The following is a 19,092-nucleotide window of genomic DNA, read 5'->3' on the forward strand; positions in this document are numbered from 1 at the left end:
CGCCCTGCGCCCGCCTCATGAGCGTCCACCTCATGAGGCGGGTGCTCATGGAGTGGCGCACAGCAGGACCAGTGAACCCTCGTAGGCCGCGCGGCCGCGGAGGTGGCCGAAGGCCTCGTCCCACGCGCCCGAGCCGAGGGCCCGGCGCAAGGAGGTGTCGAAGTCCTGGCGGGCCCGGTCGTCGATGAAGCTCCAGGCGGAGCAGGCCTGGCGGGCCGCGGGGTCGAGGAGGAGTTCGGGGCGTCCGTAGTACGCCTCGTTGAAGTCGTCCGTGCAGTCCAGGGGGATCGGGACCGGCTGCACGGTGACGTCGCCGCCGAGTGCGGCCGCGAGCCGGTCCAGGGGCGGGTGGTGGCGGGCCTCGGTCTCCAGGACGTCCGGTGCGTACTCGTAGAGCCAGAAGTCGCACACGCGTGCGGGGTCACAGGTCAGTACGGCGACGGGGCCGCGCGTCACACGGCGCATCTCGCGCAGCCCGGCCTCGACGTCGGCCCACTGGTGGACGCTGAAGAGGGTCATCGCCGCGTCGAACTGCCCGTCGGCGAAGGGGAGGTCCTCGGCCACGGCGTCGACGGCGGTGGCGAGTCGTGCGGGGCGGCGGGCGCGCATGGCCGGAGAGGGCTCGACCGCGGTGATCGTGTGCGCCGCGTTCTCGTACGAGCCCGTGCCCGCGCCGACGTTGAGGACGCTGCGGGCGTCACCGAGGGCCTGCGCGATGACGTGCGCGATGCGCTCGTCGGGGCGGCGCCGGGCACCGGAACCCGGTGCGGCCGGCCCGATACCGGCACCTGCGGTGCCGGCGGCTGCGACGGTGCCGTCGTGGGTGCGCATGACCATGGGGGACCTCGCCTTCCGGGCCTGGCCGGGGCGACGGCATCCGCACCCCGAACGACGACATCCATCTTGCATCTGCGGCGCCGGAACGCATAGGTGCCTTGCTGATGCTTGGGTGATCGGCCAAAAAGGGAGGCATCCGCCGCCCGGGGTTTGGATGATCGGAGGTGTCGGCCTCGACCCCGCCCCGAACCCGGTGCGTCAGTCCCCGGGCTCGTCGAGATGGTCGCCGGGCTCGTCGAGGTAATGCCGGTCGATCTCTGCCCGGTAGCTGGGGTCGGTGACGCGCAGGTCCCTGTCGAAGCGTGGCGCGGCCTTGATGTGCTCCTTCGTACGGGGCACGTGCAGGGTCCGGTTGCCGTGGTCGACCTGCGCGACGACCCAGAGGGGGAGCAGGACCTTTTTGCTCAGCAACGCGCCGCCCGTGTCGACGACGAGGTGGTCGGGCGCCACTTCCTCGGCGGTGGGGTCGACTTCTCCGATCGAGCCGTCGCTCGCTTCCACCTCGTACCCGACGAGGTCGGCGGGGGAGACGCCCCGGTTCGGGGTTCCGGCGTCCTGGAGGCTGTCGGTCATCGCTCTGATCCTCTCCGTCGCGAGCGGCATCCGTGTCTCGTGCGGTGTGTGCGTCGCGTGTCTCGTGTGGTGCGTGTGGTGCGTGTGTTGTTTGTGTCGTGCGTGTCGCTTGTCGGCGGTGGGTGTGCCGCGCCGGCCAGCGGTGAGGACCACATGTCCGCGCGGGCCGCGATGAAACCTTGACCCGGGGTCATGTCAAGGGGGCGCTGTTGACGCGGAGTTGACGTTCAGGGGGACGGGTGCGGTGCGGCCGGGCGGGGTCCAGCGGGGGTCGAGACGTTGCGGGACCTTCACATGTCGGGACCCGTGAAGGCGGGCGAGCGGGGCAGCCGAAGAGGGACGCCGCGGGGAGGTTGCCGCAGATGTTAGTTGTCGCGCTGTTGTTGTTGCCGGTCATGGGACTGCTGCTGATCGGGATGGACCGGGTCGAGGACCGGTTGAACGGAGATGGATCACCACCTTCCGGCCGCCATCGACGCCACCTGCGCCTCGTCTCCTCGCAGGAACGTTTGGGCCGCCGGGGACCGGCGACGGAGACCCGCCGCGACGAAGCGGCGTGAGGTCGGCGGCGGGAGGATTCCGCCCGCTGATCCACGGGTGAGGGGTGCGTCGCCCACGGGGGTGAGGGTGCGTCGCCCACGGATGGGGGCGCGTCGGTGACGCCGCTCGTCGCCATCGAGGCCAACGGCGACCGTCCGCCCACCAACGAATCCCCGCACGCACGCACGCACCCGCTCCCCCCTCCCGCCCCCACCCGATGTGACGCCGACTCAAATGTTTCCGTGGTCCTCGTTCGCGGCGGTACAGTCCGGCGAAGTCGGAACGGTGACCAGGGGAGGGGCCGACGTGCTGGAAGTGGTGGCGCTGAGTGCGCTGACCGCGTTTCTCACCGCCGCGGGGAACGGCGCCGCGGGCGAGATGGGCAAACAACTGCTGCTCTCCACCGGAGCGTTGGCGCGCAGGACCATGGGGCGGGAAGCGCCGCAGCCGACGGGGCCCGAAGGATGGCAGGAGTTGGCCGGCCAGGTGCACGCGCGGTTGGGCGACGACCCCCGGCGGGCGGAGGAGTGGGCCCTGCTCGTCCGCAGCGCCCCGGAGCAGAGCCCGACCCTGGCCCCGGCCCGCGGACTGCCGCCCGCCACACGGAACTTCACCAACCGTCAGCAGGTCCTGCGGCAGCTGAAACGGGAGGCCACCCGCCCCTCCGCCGGCCGGCCGCGCGTCGCCCTGCTCCACGGGGCGCCGGGCATCGGCACCACCGCGGTGGCCCTGCGCCTGGGCGCCGAGCTCCACGCCCACTTCCCCGACGGCCAGTTCTACGTCGACCTGCGGGACGCGCCGGGCGGACACGGCCCGGAACCCGCCACCGTACTGCTGCTCCTGCTGAGGCAGATGGGCGTCACCTCCGAGCAGACGCCGCCCACCGCCTCGGGCCGCGAGGAGCTCTACCGGCGGCTCACCGCGGGCCGCCGGGCCCTGGTCGTCGTCGACCACGCCTCGTCCGTGGCCCAGGTCCGCCACCTCGTCCCGGCCACGCCCGACGTCTTCCTGTTGGTGGTCGTGTCCGGCCGGCCCTTCGCCCTGGAGGCCGAACGCGTACCCGTCCCCGCCCTGACCGACCGCTACGCCGTGCAGATGCTGCGGAAGGTGGCCGGACGGGACGGCGTCGAGCGCGCCAAGACGCGCATGCCCCGGCTGTTAGAGCACTGCGCGGGCAACGCCTTCGCGCTCAAGACCGAGGCGCTGGGCCTGCTGGCCGAGGAAGCGCGGGAGGCGCAAGAGGCGCGGGAGGCGGAAGAGGCCGAGGCGGCGCTGCGGGGCGGGGGTCCGGGAGCGGACCCGGTGCGTCACGCGGCCCGGCAGGCCTGCGACCGGCTCGGCCCGACGGCTGCTCGGCTCGTCCGGCTGACGGCACTGGGTGGCTGGACCTCCGTCGACGCTCACCTCGCGGCCGCGGCCGCCGACGTACCGCCCGAGGAAGCGGACCGCATGCTCCAGGCGGCCGCCGACCTCCAGCTCGTCGAGCCCCTGTCCGACGGCCGCTACCGCTTCCGCCCGGAGGTGGGGCGGTACTTGGCCGACACCGCGGCCCCGGAGCACGGCGTTCCCGAGTGCTCCGCCGCCGTGGCACGCGTACTGGACGCACTCCTGAACCGTGCCCTGCACGCGGCCCACGCGGCGCTGCCCCAGAGCTGGCGCACCGAGCCCGCACCGCCGGCCGGAACCCCGTACCGGGACGAGGCCGAGGGCGTCGCGGCGCTGGCGGCCGAGGTGGGCAACCTGGTCCGCGCGGTGTCCCTGGCGGAGGAGTACCAGCACGTCACGACCGCGCTGCGGCTGGCCCGCGCCCTGTGGCCGCTGCAGCTGAAGGTGGGCCACTGGGACGAGGTGCTGCCCGCGCTGCGCACGGCGGCACGGTGCGCCGACGAGCACGAGCCGCGCTCCCGCACGGCGGCGGGCCTCCACTTCCAGCTCGGCCACTGCCTGGGCGAGCTCAAGCGGTGGGAGGAGGCAGGACGCGCGGCGCAGGCCGCCGTGGAGAGCGAGCGCGCGGCGGGCCACCTGCGCGGCGAGGCGTCCTCCGTCGAACTGCAGGGCCTGCTGAACCTCTACGCGTGGCGGTTCGAGCCCGCGTACGAGAGGTTCGTCGCGGCCGAACGCATCTACCGGCGGATCGACGCCGGCCAGGAGGGCGCGGCAGACGTGCCGCGCGCCCTGGCGCTGGCCGAACGCCATCAAGGGCGTGCGCTGCGGGGCATGGGGCGGACGGCGGAGGCGCGACGCCTTCTGGAGTCCGCGGCGGAGTTCTTCAAGGAGCGGGGTGAGGCTTACAACCAGGCCCGCGCGCTCACGGATCTGGCCGAGACGCTCGTCGAGTCGGGCGAGCGGACCGAGGCGCTGACGAAGATCACCGAGGCGGAGTCCCTGCTCACCCCGGCAGCCACTCCGCACCTGCGGTATCTCGCGGGGGTGCGGCAGCGCTGTGAGGGTGCGGGCTAGGAGCTGTCCGGCCGATCATGTGTCGGTCCCGTGCTCGGCGTCTGCCGCCGGCCGTTCAGGCCCCGACTGAGGGGCTTCCATCGGGAAGTGGACCGGGCTGAGCAGGTATTGCGTGCGCTCGGGACTCGGCCGGTTGGCAAGTTTCGGCGCGATGGCCGCGCGCAACTCACCGATCAGTTCCTCCAGTTCACCCGGGCTGAGCCAGAGTGCATGCTGGCGGTACCCCACTTGGTCGGCCACGGGGTCAGCCGTGTCACGGTCGATATAGGCGGTGAACTCGGCCAGCAGGGCGGTCATCGCGGTGGCGAAGGCCCGCCGGTGGTCCTCCGGGGTGAGCGTGCGGACCACGTCGGGGCCGATCACGGCCCGGTCCTGCCGCAGCCGGTAGCGCCGTTGCACCGCGCCGCGCACCCTGTGCTCGTCGGCCACCTCCAGGAGCCCGCCGCCCACCAGGAGATCGATGTGCCGGTAGACGGTGGCTTTGGAGGCTTCCGGGATGCGCGCGCAGAGCTGAGTGGTCGTCAGCAGCCTTCCACCGCCCATCGCGTGCACGATCCGCAGCCGGATGGGGTGGGCGAGCAGGTCCAGGGAGTCCATGCCCAACCTTCTCATAGCTGCTACCTTTCTCAAGTATGAGAATAGATGAGGGTGGGGCCCTGGAGGTGGCACGACGCTTCGCCGCGCTGCTGCGGGCGGAGCGGTTCAGTGAATCGGTGGGGCTGTTCGCGCCCCCGCTGCGGGCCGCGGTCTCCGCCGAGGCACTACGGCTCGCCTGGACGGCCGAGGCTGCCGGACAAGGTGGCGTCACGGCGATCGGGGAGCCGGTGACCGAGGCCGGGGAGGCCGACCCGGTGCGCGTGCGCATACCAGTGACCTGTATCGACGGCAGATTCGTCGTGGTCACGTCGGTCGGCGACGACGGTCTGCTGCAGGGATTGCGACTCGATGCGCACGGCGGTGCCGAGTGGCGGCCGCCGCACTACGCGGATGGGGACCGTTTCACCGAGCGGGACGTTCTGCTCGGTGACGGGCCGCTCGCAGTCCCCGGCACGCTCACCCTGCCCGCCGGCCGCGGACCGTGGCCCGCTGTGGTGCTGCTCGGCGGCGGCGGCGCATTCGACCGGGACGGGAGCAGCGGCCCGAACAAGCCCCTGAAGGACCTCGCCTGGGGACTCGCCTCCCGGCAGGTGGCCGTGCTGCGCTTCGACAAGGTGACCTTCGCGCACCCGGATCGGCTGCCGTCGGACTTCACGATGGCCGATGAGTACCTGCCCCACGCGCTCGCCGCCGTCCGACTGCTCCGCCAGCAGCCCGAGGTGGCGCCGGACCGGATCCACCTCCTCGGCCACAGCATGGGCGGCAAGGTGGCGCCCCGCATCGCCGCCGCCGAACCGTCGATCGCGGGACTGGTGATGCTGGCCGCGGACACCCAGCCGATGCACGAGGCGGCCGTCCGGGTGGCCCGCCACCTCGCGGAGCTCGCCCCGGGGCCGAGCGCGGACGAGATGGTGTCGACGCTGGTCCGGCAGGCCGCCTCGGTGGCGGACCCCGCTCTCACGCCTGACACTCCGTCGAGGCTGCTCCCGTTGGGCTTCTCCGCCGCATACTGGCTCGATCTGCGTGCCTACGACCCGGTGACCACGGCCGCTCAACTGGCCTGTCCGATGCTGATCCTTCAGGGCGGCAGGGACTACCAGGTGACTGTCGCCGACGATCTGACGGGTTGGCAGCGCGCCTTGGCGGGCCGGCCCGAGGTGACGATCCGGATCCACGAGGACGCCAACCACCTCTTCTTTGCCGGCAGCGGCCGATCCACCCCGGCCGAGTACGCGCGGCCAGGACACGTGGACCCCGCGGTGGTGGAGGAGATCGCGACCTGGCTGGCGCGCCGGTAGGGAGAGCGACCCCTGGGCGGCGAGGGGAACGCGACGGTCTCACGGATGCCGAGTGGGAACGGCTACGGCCGCATCGGCCGGACAGTTCCTAGACGTCCCGTCGGAGAGGCCCCCGTCGGAGAGGCCCTGTCCCTCCGTCGGACGGGGCCGGGAAGGGGTCCACGGTCACCGGGTGGATGCCGCCCGCCACGCGCACGCGGAGCGTGACGCCGCCCGGTGGCACGCTGCCGCCCGCCGTCAGCCATGCGTACAGCGACGAGGCGTACGCCGCCGGATCGGCGTCCGCACCCGGCCCCGCGGACAGCTGGAACAGGCCGTGCTCCCGGCTGCGCACGGTGCAGACGTCCGGGCCGCCGACGTACGCGGCTACCGAGCAGTGCGCGTGCCGCTGCAGCACCTCGGCCGCCCACACCTCCGGCCCGCCGAGACGCGGGTCGTCCGGGGCACCGTCGCCCACGATCACGTCGGCCGACTCCAGGGTGCCCGGGTCCCGGGTCTGCTCGTGCACGGCGAGGTGTACGTCGCCGTCCGCGTCGTAGGCGAGTTCGGTGGACCGCTCGATCACGACGTCCGCGCCGTCGACCCGCGTGAGCACGCGGAGGGGAGCGGTGCGGCGCGGCGGGTCGTACGGGGGGAGGGGCAGCGGTTCCAGCAGGGCGGGGGAGGCCGGCTCGGGGAGGTCCATCAGCGCGTAGAAGTGACGGCGCAGGAGCGCTGCCGAGGAGCCGGGGGACGAGGTGACGAACTCGGCCGGGGCGGCGGGGGACGTGGTGGGGTTCATGGCAGAGCTGGTGGGTGCGGCGAGTCGACGGTGTCCGGCGAAGAGCTGTTCCACCTGTGCGCGCAACGGGCCGTGCGGATCGATCCGCGGTGCGTCCCGGACGAACGCGGCGAGCGGCGTCTCGGGGTCAAGGCGCTGCTCGCCGGTGGCGGCCAGTGATACGGGGAGGCCCAGGGCGGCCGCGTAGTAGGAGACGGCACCGAAGTCGCCGATCACCGCGTCGGCCGCCAGCAGGGCCTGCCGCCACGCGTGGGCCGGGTCGATCAGGGTCAGCCCGGCGCGGCGGGCCCGGTCCAGCCAGGCGCGGACCTGGCCGGGGCCGTGTCCGTACCAGATGTTCGGGTGCAGGACGGCGGCGAACCGGTAGTCGTCGGCCGGCAACTCGGCGGTGAGGCGAGGGAGGAGGCCGGGGAAGAGGTCGTCACGGTCACCGCTGTTGTCGTTACGGCCGCCGTCGCCGCTGCCGCTGCCGAAGAATCCCTCGGGGTTCCAGGTGGAGTTCAGGACGATGAGTCGCTGGCCTCGCCGTACGCCCAGGGCGCGCCGGAAGCGGTCGCGGTAGGGGCGCGCGGCGAGCATGCGGTCGAAGCAGGGGTCGCCGGCCAGTACGGAGACGTCGACCGCCTCGGGGCACACGCGCCACAGCCGTTCCAGCTGTTCCGGGTGCGACAGGACGAGCCCGTCCATGAACGGTTTGCCGTCCGCGAGGAGCCACTCCGCCGAGAGACCGAACGTAGGCTCCCGGCTCCCGGCTCCCGGCTCCCGGCTCCCGGCTCCCGGCTCCCGGCTCCCGGCTCCCGGCTCCCGGCTCCCGGCTCCCGGCTCCCGGCTGGGGCAGTTTCTTAGTATACCCCACCCCATGTGAGATAATCGTCAACTTGCCCTGGAGAGAAGCGATTTGGCCGCCGAAGCTGGCGGAGACCGCGAGATCCACCGGCGTCGCGAGCGCCTGCTCCCACGGCAGCACGGGCAGCCCCAACTCGGCGAAGAGCTCGTCGATTCCGCCCTGAAAGGCGGAGGACCCCGTCGAGGTGACCAGGAGCTGCACCCGGAAGTCGTCGTGGAACAGCGGCAGCACGTCCAGCAGGCGGCCCGCGGCGGTGACGTTGTGGACCACCAGCAGGACCCGCCGCTGCGCCGTGCGGCTGGTCCACCGTGCGGACCCGGCCCCGACGGGGACACGTATCGGCAGAGGTTCAGCCCGCACTGCTGTCCCTTCCGAGTCTGGCCTGGGTTCCCGAGTCCGGCCCGGGTCTGGTGGATGCCATCGAGCGATCACCCTAACGGCATGGCGATGTCACTCACGCGTCACGCCCGCGCGGAGCGACCCCCAAGTGTGCCCGTGCCGCCCTTGCTCCGGACGCGGTCGGTGTAGTCGGCTGACACGCATGGGCAAGAAGAGCATGGCTGTGATGACCGCCGCCCTCGTCGCGGGGTCCCTTCTGACGGGCGTACCGAACGCGGGTGCGCGGGCCGCCGGGCACGGTGGCGACGACGCGTCGCCGCCGACCGGCTTACCTCGGGTGGCGGGCGTCGACCTCGACACCGTGACGATCCCGGAACTGCAGGCGCGGATGGGAAAGGGTTCGCTGACCTCGGCGGCGCTGACCCGGGCGTATCTGCGACGGATCAAGGAGATCGATCCCAAGATCCACGCGGTGCTGCGGACGAGCCCGACGGCCCTGCGTGAGGCGGCCGCCAGCGACGTCCGGCACCGGCGCGGCAAGTCCCTCGGGCCGCTGGACGGCATTCCCGTCCTGCTCAAGGACAACGTGGACACCCGTGACATGCCGACGACGGCCGGGTCGCTCGCCCTCGCGGGGAGCCCGCCCCGCAGCGACGCCCCGCTGGTGACCCGGCTGCGCGAGGCCGGTGCGGTGATCCTCGGCAAGACCAACCTGTCCGAGTGGGCCAACTTCCGCGCCGTGAAGCCGACTTCGGGCTGGTCGGCGGTGGGCGGGCAGACCAACAATCCGTACGTCCTGGACCGCAACCCGTGCGGTTCGTCCGCCGGCTCCGCCGCCGCGCTCGCCGCGTCGCTGTCGCAGGTGGCGATCGGCACCGAGACGGACGGCTCCATCGTGTGCCCGGCCGGGATGAACGGCGTCGTCGGCCACAAGCCCAGCCTCGGCCTGGTCAGCCAGTCGGGCGTGGTGCCGATCTCCGCCGAACAGGACACGGCCGGGCCCATGGCGCGCAACGTCATCGACACGGCGCTCACGCTCGCGGTGCTGAGCGGCGACAAGAGCGCGCGAGCCGACGGGGCTGGCGTGACCGGAGTTGCCGGTCCGGGGGCGTCTATGGGGGCGGGCTTCGGTGGTGATCTGCGGGGCAAGCGCATCGGCCTGTGGCGGCTGCCGTCCCTCGGCCCCGAGGTCGACGCGGTGATGACCCGTACGGCGAAGAAGCTGCGCATGGCCGGGGCGACGGTCGTCGAGGTGACGCCCCCGTACCAGGCGCGGCTCGCCGAACTCGAATTCCCCGCGCTGCTCAGCGAGTTCCACCGGGACATCGACGCCTACCTCGGATCGCGCAAGGGGCCCAAGGATCTCGCCGGGCTGATCGAGTTCAACCGCACCCACGCGGAGGAGCGGACCTGCTTCGCGGGCCAGGAGCTCTTCGAGCAGGCCCTCGCCGCGCCGCCGACCACCGACCCCAAGTACCGTGCGATGCGCGCCGAGTTGAAGGACCTGTCGCGCCGTTCGATCGACGAGACCATGACGGCTCACCGCCTGGACGCCATCGCCGCGCCCACGAATCCGCCCGCGTGGACGACCGATTGCGCGCGCGGCGACAACGACGTCATCCCGTCCTCGACCCCGGCGGCGGTCGCCGGATACCCGTCCCTCTCGGTCCCGGCGGGAACCGTGGACGAACTGCCGGTCGGCCTGCTCATGATGGCGGGCAACCGCCAAGACGCCGATCTGCTGTCCCTGGGGGCGGTGGTGGAACACCGCCTGAAGGCCTGGCGCGCACCGCGCTATCTGCCGACGGCGGGGCAGGGCGCGCAGCGCTGATATGGATGACCGGCTGAAGCTCGCGGTGACGCGGTGACGCGGTGGCGTGGTGGCGTGGTGACGCGGGCCGCTGGGGGCGCCCTCCCTGGACGAGAAGGCGCCCCCACCCACGGCGTTCGCGGCCGGCGTCACCCGTGCAGCTCGGCGTAATGCGCGCGCAGCAGATCGGCGCCCCAGTCGTGGCGGATGTGCCGCCACACCGAGTGGGCGTGGTTGCCGCCGTCCTGGGTGTTGTCGTACTCGATGAGGTAGTCCGGGGCCCGGACGCAGTAATAGTGACGGTCGCCGGGTGCGCGGCCACCGGCCCAGGCGAAGGAGAGGGCGTCGAGCCCGTGCGCGAGGGTGTCGGACCAGCACTCCTCGGCGTACGCGGCGGGCGCGCGGTCGAGGTAACGCCGCACCAGGCGTTCGAGCAGCCACTGTTGATGGGGCGTCATGTCACCGTGGGACAGGCCGGCCGGCAGCAGGTCCGGGTCGGCGAACGGGTCGTCGCGGGTCAGGATGTCGTCCGGAGGTGCGGCGGCGAAGACGGCTTCGCGCTCTCGTCCGACGCTCAGGTCCGTGACCAGTTCCCGGGCCAAGTCCTCCTCCAGGCCGAGGAGTCGGCGGCCGGTCTGCGGGCCCTGCTCGATGCGGGCCGGTTCCGCACCGATGAAGTGCGGGGTCACGCGGATGCCTGCGGGCGTGACGAGTACGTGTACGGCGAGGTGGTGGCCGTTCATCCGCCAGCTCCAGGGGGCGTCGCCGTCCGGGTCGCCCAGCAGGCGCAGCCAGTAGCGGTCGCCGCCCGTGCCGCCCGCCAACGCGCGACGGTGGCGTTCCACTTCGATGGCCCCACGGGCCAGTTCGGCCCCGGCGGCGCCCTGTGCCGCGACCAGCAGTGCGTCGACGGCCTCGCGCTGCGGCCCGGTGAACCCCTCGGTCGAGAGACCAGGCCGCGACCCCGGCAGGTACGTCCACTCCCGCAGCTCGGGCGCGTCGAGCCGAGCGGGCCCCGCGCACAGCTCACGCACCTGCTCCGGATCGAGCACGGCCACCAGCGCACGAACGGCGTCCCGCATCCCGTCGGCGCCCCCTCGTTCCCGAACCGACCCCATCCGCAACTCCTCCCGCTGCCCACCGCACGCCTACGTTCCGCCACGTCGACGTCCACGATCCCCGAAATGGGCCTACGCGGCACGTAGCCGCGTCGGCCAGGACCGGTCGGCTGCCGGGCCAGCCGTCGTACGTCACCGCGTGACGCGGGCCTCGATGCCGTCGAGCAGGAAGTCGAGGCCCATGCGGAAGGTGTGGTCGGCGTCCAGGTGTGCGGCGTCGCGGACCACCGTGGACAGGGCGGGGAAACGGCCGGTGGCGAAGGTTCGTTCCAGGTAGGGCCCGAGTGAGGACTGCCAGTGCCGCTCGTCCATCCCGGTCGCCCGTTCGGCGCGACGCTCGGCGATCTCGCGGCGCACCGCGCCGATAACGTACGCGTCGACAGCGGTGACCACCGGCATGACGTCGTCCACCGCCACGCCGTCCAGCGCTGCCATCACGGCCTCGCCCCTGGCCAGCGCGTGCGGGCCTAGCTGCGGTCGCCCGCCGAGCAGGTCGGCGAGCCATTCGTGCTCGTGAACGGCCTGCCGGGTGGATTCCGCGAGGGACCGGAGCACCTCGCGCCTGCCCTTCCCGGCCGGCCGGATCTCCGCATGGATGGCGTCGACCATCAGGTCGAGCAACTCCTCCTTGCTGTCGATGTACCCGTACAGCCGCATCGGCCCGACACCCAACGCGGCCGCGACCTTGCGCACCGACACCGCGTCGAGCCCGTCCGCGTCGGCCAACCGGATCGCCGCCCGCACGATGCGCTCGCGGTCCAACGGGGCCGGAGCGGGTCGATACGGCGGTTCCGGCCTCTCCCACACCAACATGGCGCCCACCATACAGAGCATCGAGCGATACAGTGTATTGAGCTGTACGCCGTATCGAGGCGGTACGGCAGCGCAGCGCCAAGGAGGGGGAACACCATGCGCGAGTCCAGCCCTGCCCCGAATCCCGACCCCAACCCCAACGCCCGAGCCCTGACCAACCGCAACCCCACCCCCATCGCCATCGTCGGCGCCGGGCTCGGCGGCTTGGCCCTGGCCCGTGTGCTGCACGTACACGGCATCGACGCCGTCGTGTACGAACGCGAGACGTCGCGTCACGCGCGCGGCCAGGGCGGCATGCTCGACATCCACTCCGGTCAACGCGCCCTGCGCGAGGCCGGTTTGCTCGACCGGTTCCACGCGATCGCCCGTGGCGAGGGCCAGGACATGCGGCTCCTCGAGCCGGACGGCACGCTGTTGCTCCAGGAGGACACACCTGACGACGCCCCGCTCGACCGCCCCGAAGTCGACCGCGCCGATCTGCGCGACCTGCTCCTGGACTCCCTTCCCGATGGCACCGTGCGCTGGGGGCACGCGTTCGCCTCCGCCGACGTCGACAACGGCGTGCTGCACTTCGCCGACGGCAGCAGCGCGACGTACGGCCTGCTGGTCGGCGCGGACGGCGCGCAGTCCCGGGTCCGTACGCTGCTTACCGACGCACGCCCGGCCCACATCGGCCAGAACGTGGTCGAGATCGGCATCCCCGACGTCGACCGCACGCACCCCGACCTCGCGGCGATGGTGGGGCGCGGCAACTACTGGGTGCTCGGCGACGGCCGGTCCCTGGCGGCGCAGCGCAACGGTGACGGCCGCGTGCGGATCGGCCTCAGCTTCTACGGGACCGCCGAGGACTGGTTCGCCACCAGCGCGATCCCGTTCGACGACCCGGCCGCCGCGCGGGCGCGGCTGATCGAGCTGCTCCCCGGCTGGCACCCGCGGTTCACCGCGCTCATCGCGGCCTGCGACGACACGGTCGTACCGCGGCCGATCACCACGCTTCCGGCCGGCCTGACCTGGCCGTCGAGGCTGGACGTCACCCTGCTCGGCGACGCCGCACACCTGATGCCGCCGGTGGGGGAGGGCGCGAACATGGCCCTGCTCGACGGCGCCGAGCTCGCTCTCGCGCTGGTCGCACACCGGGACGTCGCCGCCGCCGTCAAGGTGTACGAGGCCGAGATGTTCGCCCGCACCAGCGCCGCCGCCCGGACCTCCGCGGCCCTACAGGAATTGCTGATGGCGCCGGACGCGGCGCGAAAGATGCTCGCGTTCTTCCAGCCCGGCTGACGCGGCGTCACGGGGGGCCTCGCTGGGGGGGGGCGGTGTCCCATGTCACCGAACCTTGAGCGTGTGTCACCGAAGGTTGATCGCTACCGGCATCCCTATCAGGGCGTTGGAGGAGATACGCCCGATGGTCAGACAGCGCGCAGCCGCGGCCTCTGGAGAGCTTCCGGCTCCTCAACAGGGGTGTCGGAGGTGGCTTCTGCCGCCTGCTCTGCCGTGTCCTCGGCCGCGGAGCGGAACTTCGTCTTGAGGTGCGGCGTCACCTTCATGGTGGCGACGGTGAGCGCACTGCCCGCTACTGCGGAGACCGCGGCAAGCCCGGCGACGGCTCGTCTCCCGTCGAGCAGGTCCGCGTGGCCGACCAAGTTCCGGGCGCCGTCGCGCAGGAGCGTGCTGTACCCGCCGCTCACCGAGTTCGACAGGGCTGTCCCGACCGCGCGCTTCACCAGCATCAGTTCCCAGACCGAGCCACCCCAGCGAATGTTCATGAGACCACTGTAGGAGGCTCGGGGGAGAAGAAGCGGCGGTTTTGCCCGTATCTCCTCTGCTCACCTATCAGCTCATGTTCTTGGCCACCCCGTCCTGGGCTGCGGCAATCTCTTCCTCAGCCGACTCGGTGACATCCACCTCCTCCAGGCGGGCCAGAGTTCCGTAAGGGCCCCTTCGATGGCACAGGACAGGCGGTGCTGAGGTCGGGTAGCTAGGGGCGCCTCCTACGTACGGGAAACGTACGGGCTAACCCAGCGCGAGCATCGCCTCGGTGACCTCGCCGATCGCCCCGTCGGGGATCGTCGTGGCGGCCTCTTCGAGGACGAGCAGCCGGGCGCCGGGGATCTCGCGCGCGATCGCCTCGCCGTTGCCGACGGGGAAGAATCGGTTGCGGCGGCCGTGCACCACGAGTGTGGGGACGTCGGTCTCCGGCAGGCGCTCGCGCCATCGGGGCGTGCAGTCGAGTCGGGAGAACACCATGCCCATCTGGTTGGCCATCTGTACGGCGGGTTCGGTGCCGGGCGTACGGTCCCAGACGCGCGCGGCGGTGGCGCGCGCGTCGACGGGGTCGTCGCCGAGGAGTTCCGCCCCGGCGGCGGTGAACTCCGCGACCGCCGCGCGGTCGGCCCAGTCGGGCATCGGCTGCGCGAAGAGCTTGCTCATCGTCGCCTGGTCATGGTCGGGGAGGTCGTCGTCGGGCGGGCCGGGGGCCACCGCGCGGGTACCGACCAGGGTGAGCGCCGAGAACGCGTCCGGGTGGTCGAGCGCGGCCACCTGGGCGACCATCCCGCCGACGCCGATCCCCGCGAGGTGCGCGGGCGCCCCACCGAGCGCGTCCGCGAGGGCCGCCGCGTCGGCTGCGAGGTCCCGCAGCGTGTAGGCGGGCGCCTCCGGACCCGTGGTCGTCGACTCCCCGCTGTCGCGCAGGTCGTAGCGGACCACATGGCGCCCGCCGGCGGCGAGGCGCGCGCAGAGCGCGTCGGGCCACGAAAGCATCGTGGTCCCGCCCACGAGCAGGACGAGCGGCGCGTCCTCGGCACCGAAGGACTCGGTGCCCAGGGCGATGTCATTGGCTTTGATGATGCGCGTCATACCAGGACAGACCCGAGTCGGCGCCGGAACTCATCGCTCACCCATCACCGCTCACGGGGGTATGGGGGTACGGGGAGAGCGCCCCGCCGGTCACGGTCAAGATCCGCCGGGTCACGGGTCTGTCCCAGCGGGCGACGAGCGCGTACGAGTGTGGAACTGGCTCGCGCATCACGGGAACCGTCGTCCCGGGCGGGCTTGCGGTGTGCGCTAGGCACGGTGGGTCGCACCCGCGTTCGAGCCCTGTGTTCCAAGGCCGGGCGGGGGCCGAGCGGGCGTGCGGCGAAGGTGTGACGGAGGCGGGGCGCAGGGGCGGGGTGCTGGTGGCGGGCCGACGGTGGTGCTCGGCGTGCCTGGCCGTGCGTGTAACAGGAATGTCTTGGTGGGGAGTTGGGCGGAACGGCCCTCCCGGCCGGACCGCTCCTGCAGGTCAGCAACGCTCGCTCGTACCGACTCGCACCGGCCCGACCGAGCGGCGGCGCCCCGCCGAGACCACGTAAGACCAGCAACAACCACGTAAGACCAGTAGTAACCACGCAAGACCACGGCAAGACCCCACAGACCACGGCAAGACCCCCCAACCCCCAAGACGACCAAGACTGAGACTGAGGAAATCCGATGCGTGTTCGTAAGCTCACCACCTTCGCCGCCCTGGCCGTCGCCGCGAGCCTGTCGCTCACGGCCTGCAACGGCGATGACGTGACGGCGGACGGCGACGCCTCGTCCGCGAGCGCCGGATCCTCGTCGGGCGGCGGTTCGGACCAGGGCGGCGGCCAGGACTCGGCCGGCAAGGGTTCGGGCGGGCAGGACTCCACCGGGAAGGACTCCGGTGGCCAGGCCTCGGCGGGCGCGGGCAGCGGCTCCGGTTCGAACGCCAAGTCCGGTGCTTGCCACACCGACGACCTGAACATCACCGCGTCAGACACGACCATCGATGGTGACGACAAGGGCTCGGTCGCGGTGACGTTCGAGAACGGCGGGGCGGACTGCACGCTGGCCGCGTACGCGGGCATCGACCTGAAGACCAGCGAGGGGAACCTGTCCGCCAAGCGCTCGGGCCAGCAGGCCCAGCCGATGACCCTCAAGAACGGCAAGTCGGTGTCGTTCAACATCAGTTACCCGATGAACGAGTCGGGCGGTTCCGGCGTCAAGATCACCGGCCTTGTGGTGACCCCGCCCAACGAGACGAAGTCGTTCTCCCTGGAGTGGCCGGGCGCCGCCACGCTGCCCGTCACGGAGGGCGGCGGCTCCTCGGTCGAGGTCGGCCCGATCGGCAGCGCGGGCCAAGGCGGCGCGAGCTGACCCGTACGCGTAACCGACCTGCCCAACTCCCCCACCCTCCCCGCCGACGTTGCTTCTTCGCCCCCGTCCCAGTCCTTGTCCCTGTCCCGTCCCTCTCCCCGTCACTTCAGCGGGCCGGGAGATCAACGGACCGGAAGATCAACGGGCCGGGAGATCGGCGGCGAGGAAGGGAGCCAGGAGCGCGAGCAACGCGTCGGGGCGGTCGAGGGGGATGATGTGGCCGCAGTCCTCAAGGCGGTGAGCGACCAAGTCATCGGTGATGGGGCAGAGTTGGCGCTCCAGCCCGGTGCCGACGGGATGGGAGCCGACGGCCATGGTGGGCATGGTCAGCCGAGCAGTTGCGACGGCCTCCTGGATCTGCCGCGCGCTGGTGGGCAGGGCCCGGTAGTAGGAGAACGCGCAGCGCAGCGCCTCGGTTCCGGTGTACGCGTGGACGAAGGCCGCACGAATGTCGTCGGGCATGCCGCGCCCGAGGGTCCCCGAATCCAGGAACCACTCGATGTACGCGGCCTCGTTGCCGGCCAGGACGCTCTCGGCGAGACCGGGCACGGCATGAAAGCCGAACCACCACGGGGCGCCGCCCGCGAGGGCCTGCTCCGCTCCGGGCAGCCGGCCGAGCAGCGCCTCCATCACGACGAGGCGCCGGACGCGGGCGGGCCGGCGCAGCGCGAGCAGGACGGCGGGGGCGGTGCCCGCATCGATGCCGACCACCGCCGCCGACGGTTCGTCGAGGGCGTCGAGCAGCCCTTCGGCGTCGGCGGCGAGGGTTCCGGCGTCGTAACCCTCGACGGCACGTGTACTGGCGCCGAGGCCGCGCAGGTCCGGGGCGATCACCCGGTACCGCCCGGACAGCGGGCCCATGATGTGGCTCCAGAGCCGCCAGGTGTGCGGGAAGCCGTGCAGCAGGAGGACCGTGGGTCCGTCCCCGGCGATGGCGACATTGAGCTGGACGCCGTTCGTCGTGATGCGACGCAGGTGGTGTGCGGTGGTGGCGGGCACGGTAGCTCTCACGGCAGCTCCTCCAAGTGGTTACCATTGGTGACCACTTGGCGATAGGTAACTGTCATACCGCTTCCTAGACGGCACTTTCAGGGAAGGAGGTGAGCTCCAGGTGACCACCCGAGGGTCCGAGGCCGGAGCCACAGCCAGGGCGGGGGCCGCCGCTCGCGGAAGACGCGGCGATCTCTTCGATCCCCTGTGTCCGACACGCCAGTTGCTGGACCGCATCGGAACGAAATGGACGTCCATGGCCGTCAAGACGCTCGCCTACGCCGCACCGGACGAGGTGCGCTTCGCCGAGCTGAGACGCCGGATGCCGGGCGTCTCGCAGAAGATGCTGTCCGTGACGCTGCGCAGCCTGACCCGCGACGGACTGGTGTCGCGCCGGGTCGAACCCGCCGTACCGCCACGGGTCTTCTACCGACTCACCGGACTCGGCTCGTCCCTGGAAGTCGCGCTCGCGGGCCTGCGGACGTGGGCGGAGGAGCACATGCCCGAGATCGACCGCGCCAACGAAACGGCCGACCAAGAGGCCGAGGAGAGGTACTAGCCGGCGCCCTTCCGGTCTCGTACTGGCGGTGGGGTCTCTGCGACGTTGATCCGTAACCGGGCCACCGGTCCGTCCGGCTATCTTCCTTGCATTTCGTTGAGCCCGGCAGCCGGGGCGCAGATCGTGGACGCATCGCTCGTGGCGCAGCGCGCGGATCGCGTTGCCGTGGAAGGGAGAGCCGGATGCGTGGCGCGGAAGGGCTCGAAGAGGGGTGCGAGAGACGCGAGTTGAGATATGCGAGGCCTGCGGCAGAGGCCCACGGTGCTCATCCCTCGCGGTGGACGTCGTGGTGGGAGAGCGCGCGGGGTGCCTTGGTGGCGGTGAAGGTACTGGTACTGCCCGCTTGGCGTCAATGCGGTTGCCCGCTCCGCTTACTGCGGGTCGAGTAGTTTGAAACTACTGCTCATCCACATGTCGTCCCGCCGCGCGACGTCAGCGGCAGCGGGCACCCCGTGAACCGTGGTGCTCCAGAGGTCGGGCTACCGGACGAGCGGCCAGGAGAGCGGGCTTCTCGGCCTGCGCGAGATCTTCGACGAACGACCGGATCTGGTACTGCTCGACCTCGGCCTGCCTGACATCAACGGCATCGAGGTCCTACGCCGGCTGCGGGTGGTCAGCGACATCCCTGTGATCATCCTGACGGCGCGTGCGGACATCAACACGCGCGTGATCGGCCTGACCACAGGAGCCGACGACTACTTGGCCAAGCCCTGCGCCACCCCGGAACTGCTGGCGCGCATGGACCGCGTCCTGCACCGCCATCGCTCGGCCAAAGGGCTCGCGGATCAGGTGTACGACGACGGACTGCTCTACCTCGACCCCCTCAAGTACGAAGTCCTGGTCGCGGGCACGCCGTTGCACCTGACCGCCAGGAAATGCCGGCTGCTGCATGTGTTTGGTGCGTAACGGAGGAACCGTCCAGCCCATGGACACGCTGCTCGCAGCAGTCGGAAGCGGCGACGCCCGCCATGACAGAACGATGGTGACGCTCGCGATGTCCAGGATCCGCCTCAAGCTCCACGCCACGGCGCTGGGGAGCGCCTCGATCGTCTCGGCCCGCGGTGTGGGCTACCTCTACAGACCGCCCACCACCCCGCCTCAGACCGCCGCACGGCCCGAGAGCCCCGCCTCGTCCGGGAGCTACGGCCACGCAGCCGGCGTACTGAACATCCTCGACCAACGCCCCGGCACTCCTCCTCCCACCCGGCGGTGACCTCCACGGGCCCCGCTACCAACTCCCACCCCTACCAACTCCCACCCCTACCAACTCCCACCCCCTAGGTCGTGTCCGCAATGTGGTGGCGTCGTTGGTCTGTTCGTGGTGCGTCGTCATGAGCTGACTGATCAAGCGTGGGCGGTGATCGAGCCGTTG

Annotated in this window: 18 protein-coding genes; 9 read left to right on the plus strand and 9 right to left on the minus strand. The window is 71.8% G+C overall.

Translation table 11 applies throughout. The annotated features are described in order from the left end of the window. Positions 1 to 45: 45 nt before the first annotated feature. Together ACZ6CV_RS22090 and ACZ6CV_RS22095 are read right to left on the minus strand one after the other, a co-directional pair. A complete protein-coding gene (locus tag ACZ6CV_RS22090) occupies positions 46 to 837 on the minus strand; it encodes a class I SAM-dependent methyltransferase (protein ID WP_469252431.1) in 792 nt (263 codons plus the stop codon). Positions 838 to 1,035: 198 nt separating this feature from the next. Continuing rightward, a complete protein-coding gene (locus tag ACZ6CV_RS22095) occupies positions 1,036 to 1,410 on the minus strand; it encodes a PRC-barrel domain-containing protein (RefSeq protein WP_469252432.1) in 375 nt (124 codons plus the stop codon). Positions 1,411 to 1,772: 362 nt separating this feature from the next. Between ACZ6CV_RS22095 and ACZ6CV_RS22100 the strand changes: the two genes are divergently transcribed. Together ACZ6CV_RS22100 and ACZ6CV_RS22105 are read left to right on the plus strand one after the other, a co-directional pair. Further along, positions 1,773 to 1,970, plus strand: a complete 198-nt coding sequence (locus ACZ6CV_RS22100; protein ID WP_469252433.1) for a hypothetical protein — start codon at positions 1,773 to 1,775, stop codon at positions 1,968 to 1,970. Positions 1,971 to 2,256: 286 nt separating this feature from the next. Beyond that, positions 2,257 to 4,410, plus strand: a complete 2,154-nt coding sequence (locus ACZ6CV_RS22105) for an ATP-binding protein (protein ID WP_469252434.1) — start codon at positions 2,257 to 2,259, stop codon at positions 4,408 to 4,410. 15 nt (positions 4,411 to 4,425) lie between these two features. Here the strand turns inward: ACZ6CV_RS22105 and ACZ6CV_RS22110 are convergent, their stop codons facing one another. Further along, entirely contained in the window at positions 4,426 to 5,007 is a 582-nt protein-coding gene (locus ACZ6CV_RS22110) for a helix-turn-helix domain-containing protein (protein WP_469252435.1), read from the minus strand. A gap of 35 nt (positions 5,008 to 5,042) precedes the next feature. Between ACZ6CV_RS22110 and ACZ6CV_RS22115 the strand changes: the two genes are divergently transcribed. Then, the gene (locus ACZ6CV_RS22115) at positions 5,043 to 6,305 is read left to right on the plus strand and encodes an alpha/beta hydrolase family protein (protein WP_469252436.1); all 1,263 of its coding nucleotides are present in this window, start codon (positions 5,043 to 5,045) and stop codon (positions 6,303 to 6,305) included. Positions 6,306 to 6,393: 88 nt separating this feature from the next. Here the strand turns inward: ACZ6CV_RS22115 and ACZ6CV_RS22120 are convergent, their stop codons facing one another. After that, positions 6,394 to 7,773 (minus strand): hypothetical protein, encoded by a 1,380-nt coding sequence (locus ACZ6CV_RS22120; RefSeq protein ID WP_469252437.1) that lies wholly within the window; start codon positions 7,771 to 7,773, stop codon positions 6,394 to 6,396. Between the two features lie 716 nt (positions 7,774 to 8,489). Between ACZ6CV_RS22120 and ACZ6CV_RS22125 the strand changes: the two genes are divergently transcribed. Then, complete coding sequence (locus ACZ6CV_RS22125) at positions 8,490 to 10,103, plus strand: amidase (RefSeq protein WP_469252439.1); 1,614 nt, start codon at positions 8,490 to 8,492, stop codon at positions 10,101 to 10,103. Between the two features lie 128 nt (positions 10,104 to 10,231). Here the strand turns inward: ACZ6CV_RS22125 and ACZ6CV_RS22130 are convergent, their stop codons facing one another. After that, positions 10,232 to 11,200 (minus strand): DUF3500 domain-containing protein, encoded by a 969-nt coding sequence (locus ACZ6CV_RS22130; protein ID WP_469252440.1) that lies wholly within the window; start codon positions 11,198 to 11,200, stop codon positions 10,232 to 10,234. Between the two features lie 132 nt (positions 11,201 to 11,332). Continuing rightward, positions 11,333 to 12,013 (minus strand): TetR/AcrR family transcriptional regulator, encoded by a 681-nt coding sequence (locus tag ACZ6CV_RS22135; protein ID WP_469252441.1) that lies wholly within the window; start codon positions 12,011 to 12,013, stop codon positions 11,333 to 11,335. Between the two features lie 96 nt (positions 12,014 to 12,109). On the opposite strand from ACZ6CV_RS22135, the gene ACZ6CV_RS22140 reads away from it, so the two are divergent. Continuing rightward, positions 12,110 to 13,294 carry an FAD-dependent oxidoreductase gene (locus ACZ6CV_RS22140; protein WP_469252442.1) on the plus strand — a complete coding sequence of 395 codons (1,185 nt, stop codon included), beginning with the start codon at positions 12,110 to 12,112 and terminating at the stop codon, positions 13,292 to 13,294. A gap of 128 nt (positions 13,295 to 13,422) precedes the next feature. Here the strand turns inward: ACZ6CV_RS22140 and ACZ6CV_RS22145 are convergent, their stop codons facing one another. After that, positions 13,423 to 13,779, minus strand: a complete 357-nt coding sequence (locus tag ACZ6CV_RS22145) for a hypothetical protein (RefSeq protein ID WP_469252443.1) — start codon at positions 13,777 to 13,779, stop codon at positions 13,423 to 13,425. A gap of 247 nt (positions 13,780 to 14,026) precedes the next feature. Beyond that, complete coding sequence (locus ACZ6CV_RS22150; protein ID WP_469252444.1) at positions 14,027 to 14,872, minus strand: alpha/beta fold hydrolase; 846 nt, start codon at positions 14,870 to 14,872, stop codon at positions 14,027 to 14,029. A gap of 615 nt (positions 14,873 to 15,487) precedes the next feature. Between ACZ6CV_RS22150 and ACZ6CV_RS22155 the strand changes: the two genes are divergently transcribed. Continuing rightward, on the plus strand, positions 15,488 to 16,171 hold the full coding sequence (locus ACZ6CV_RS22155) for a DUF4232 domain-containing protein (protein ID WP_469252445.1): 684 nt from the start codon (positions 15,488 to 15,490) through the stop codon (positions 16,169 to 16,171). Positions 16,172 to 16,309: 138 nt separating this feature from the next. Here ACZ6CV_RS22155 and ACZ6CV_RS22160 read toward each other — a convergent pair whose 3' ends face one another. Continuing rightward, a complete protein-coding gene (locus ACZ6CV_RS22160; RefSeq protein ID WP_469252475.1) occupies positions 16,310 to 17,170 on the minus strand; it encodes an alpha/beta fold hydrolase in 861 nt (286 codons plus the stop codon). Between the two features lie 196 nt (positions 17,171 to 17,366). Between ACZ6CV_RS22160 and ACZ6CV_RS22165 the strand changes: the two genes are divergently transcribed. The 3 genes from ACZ6CV_RS22165 (at position 17,367) to ACZ6CV_RS22175 (ending at position 18,933) form a co-directional block, all read left to right on the plus strand. Beyond that, on the plus strand, positions 17,367 to 17,720 hold the full coding sequence (locus ACZ6CV_RS22165) for a winged helix-turn-helix transcriptional regulator (protein ID WP_469252476.1): 354 nt from the start codon (positions 17,367 to 17,369) through the stop codon (positions 17,718 to 17,720). Between the two features lie 459 nt (positions 17,721 to 18,179). Continuing rightward, complete coding sequence (locus ACZ6CV_RS22170; RefSeq protein ID WP_469252446.1) at positions 18,180 to 18,626, plus strand: response regulator transcription factor; 447 nt, start codon at positions 18,180 to 18,182, stop codon at positions 18,624 to 18,626. A gap of 19 nt (positions 18,627 to 18,645) precedes the next feature. Next, on the plus strand, positions 18,646 to 18,933 hold the full coding sequence (locus tag ACZ6CV_RS22175) for a hypothetical protein (protein WP_469252447.1): 288 nt from the start codon (positions 18,646 to 18,648) through the stop codon (positions 18,931 to 18,933). The last annotated feature ends 159 nt before the right edge of the window (positions 18,934 to 19,092 follow it).

The organism is Streptomyces sp. NPDC041713, from assembly GCF_055591085.1.

What these genes read in the sequence shown, in the direction of transcription:
- ACZ6CV_RS22175 (WP_469252447.1), top strand. Translation starts at nt 18,646, where the DNA reads ATGGACACGCTGCTCGCAGCAGTCGGAAGCGGCGACGCCCGCCATGAC.
- ACZ6CV_RS22095 (WP_469252432.1), bottom strand. Translation starts at nt 1,410, where the DNA reads ATGACCGACAGCCTCCAGGACGCCGGAACCCCGAACCGGGGCGTCTCC.
- ACZ6CV_RS22125 (WP_469252439.1), top strand. Translation starts at nt 8,490, where the DNA reads ATGGCTGTGATGACCGCCGCCCTCGTCGCGGGGTCCCTTCTGACGGGC.
- ACZ6CV_RS22135 (WP_469252441.1), bottom strand. Translation starts at nt 12,013, where the DNA reads ATGTTGGTGTGGGAGAGGCCGGAACCGCCGTATCGACCCGCTCCGGCC.
- ACZ6CV_RS22150 (WP_469252444.1), bottom strand. Translation starts at nt 14,872, where the DNA reads ATGACGCGCATCATCAAAGCCAATGACATCGCCCTGGGCACCGAGTCC.
- ACZ6CV_RS22130 (WP_469252440.1), bottom strand. Translation starts at nt 11,200, where the DNA reads ATGGGGTCGGTTCGGGAACGAGGGGGCGCCGACGGGATGCGGGACGCC.
- ACZ6CV_RS22155 (WP_469252445.1), top strand. Translation starts at nt 15,488, where the DNA reads ATGCGTGTTCGTAAGCTCACCACCTTCGCCGCCCTGGCCGTCGCCGCG.
- ACZ6CV_RS22090 (WP_469252431.1), bottom strand. Translation starts at nt 837, where the DNA reads ATGGTCATGCGCACCCACGACGGCACCGTCGCAGCCGCCGGCACCGCA.
- ACZ6CV_RS22120 (WP_469252437.1), bottom strand. Translation starts at nt 7,773, where the DNA reads ATGGACGGGCTCGTCCTGTCGCACCCGGAACAGCTGGAACGGCTGTGG.
- ACZ6CV_RS22145 (WP_469252443.1), bottom strand. Translation starts at nt 13,779, where the DNA reads ATGAACATTCGCTGGGGTGGCTCGGTCTGGGAACTGATGCTGGTGAAG.
- ACZ6CV_RS22100 (WP_469252433.1), top strand. Translation starts at nt 1,773, where the DNA reads ATGTTAGTTGTCGCGCTGTTGTTGTTGCCGGTCATGGGACTGCTGCTG.
- ACZ6CV_RS22110 (WP_469252435.1), bottom strand. Translation starts at nt 5,007, where the DNA reads ATGGACTCCCTGGACCTGCTCGCCCACCCCATCCGGCTGCGGATCGTG.
- ACZ6CV_RS22115 (WP_469252436.1), top strand. Translation starts at nt 5,043, where the DNA reads ATGAGAATAGATGAGGGTGGGGCCCTGGAGGTGGCACGACGCTTCGCC.
- ACZ6CV_RS22140 (WP_469252442.1), top strand. Translation starts at nt 12,110, where the DNA reads ATGCGCGAGTCCAGCCCTGCCCCGAATCCCGACCCCAACCCCAACGCC.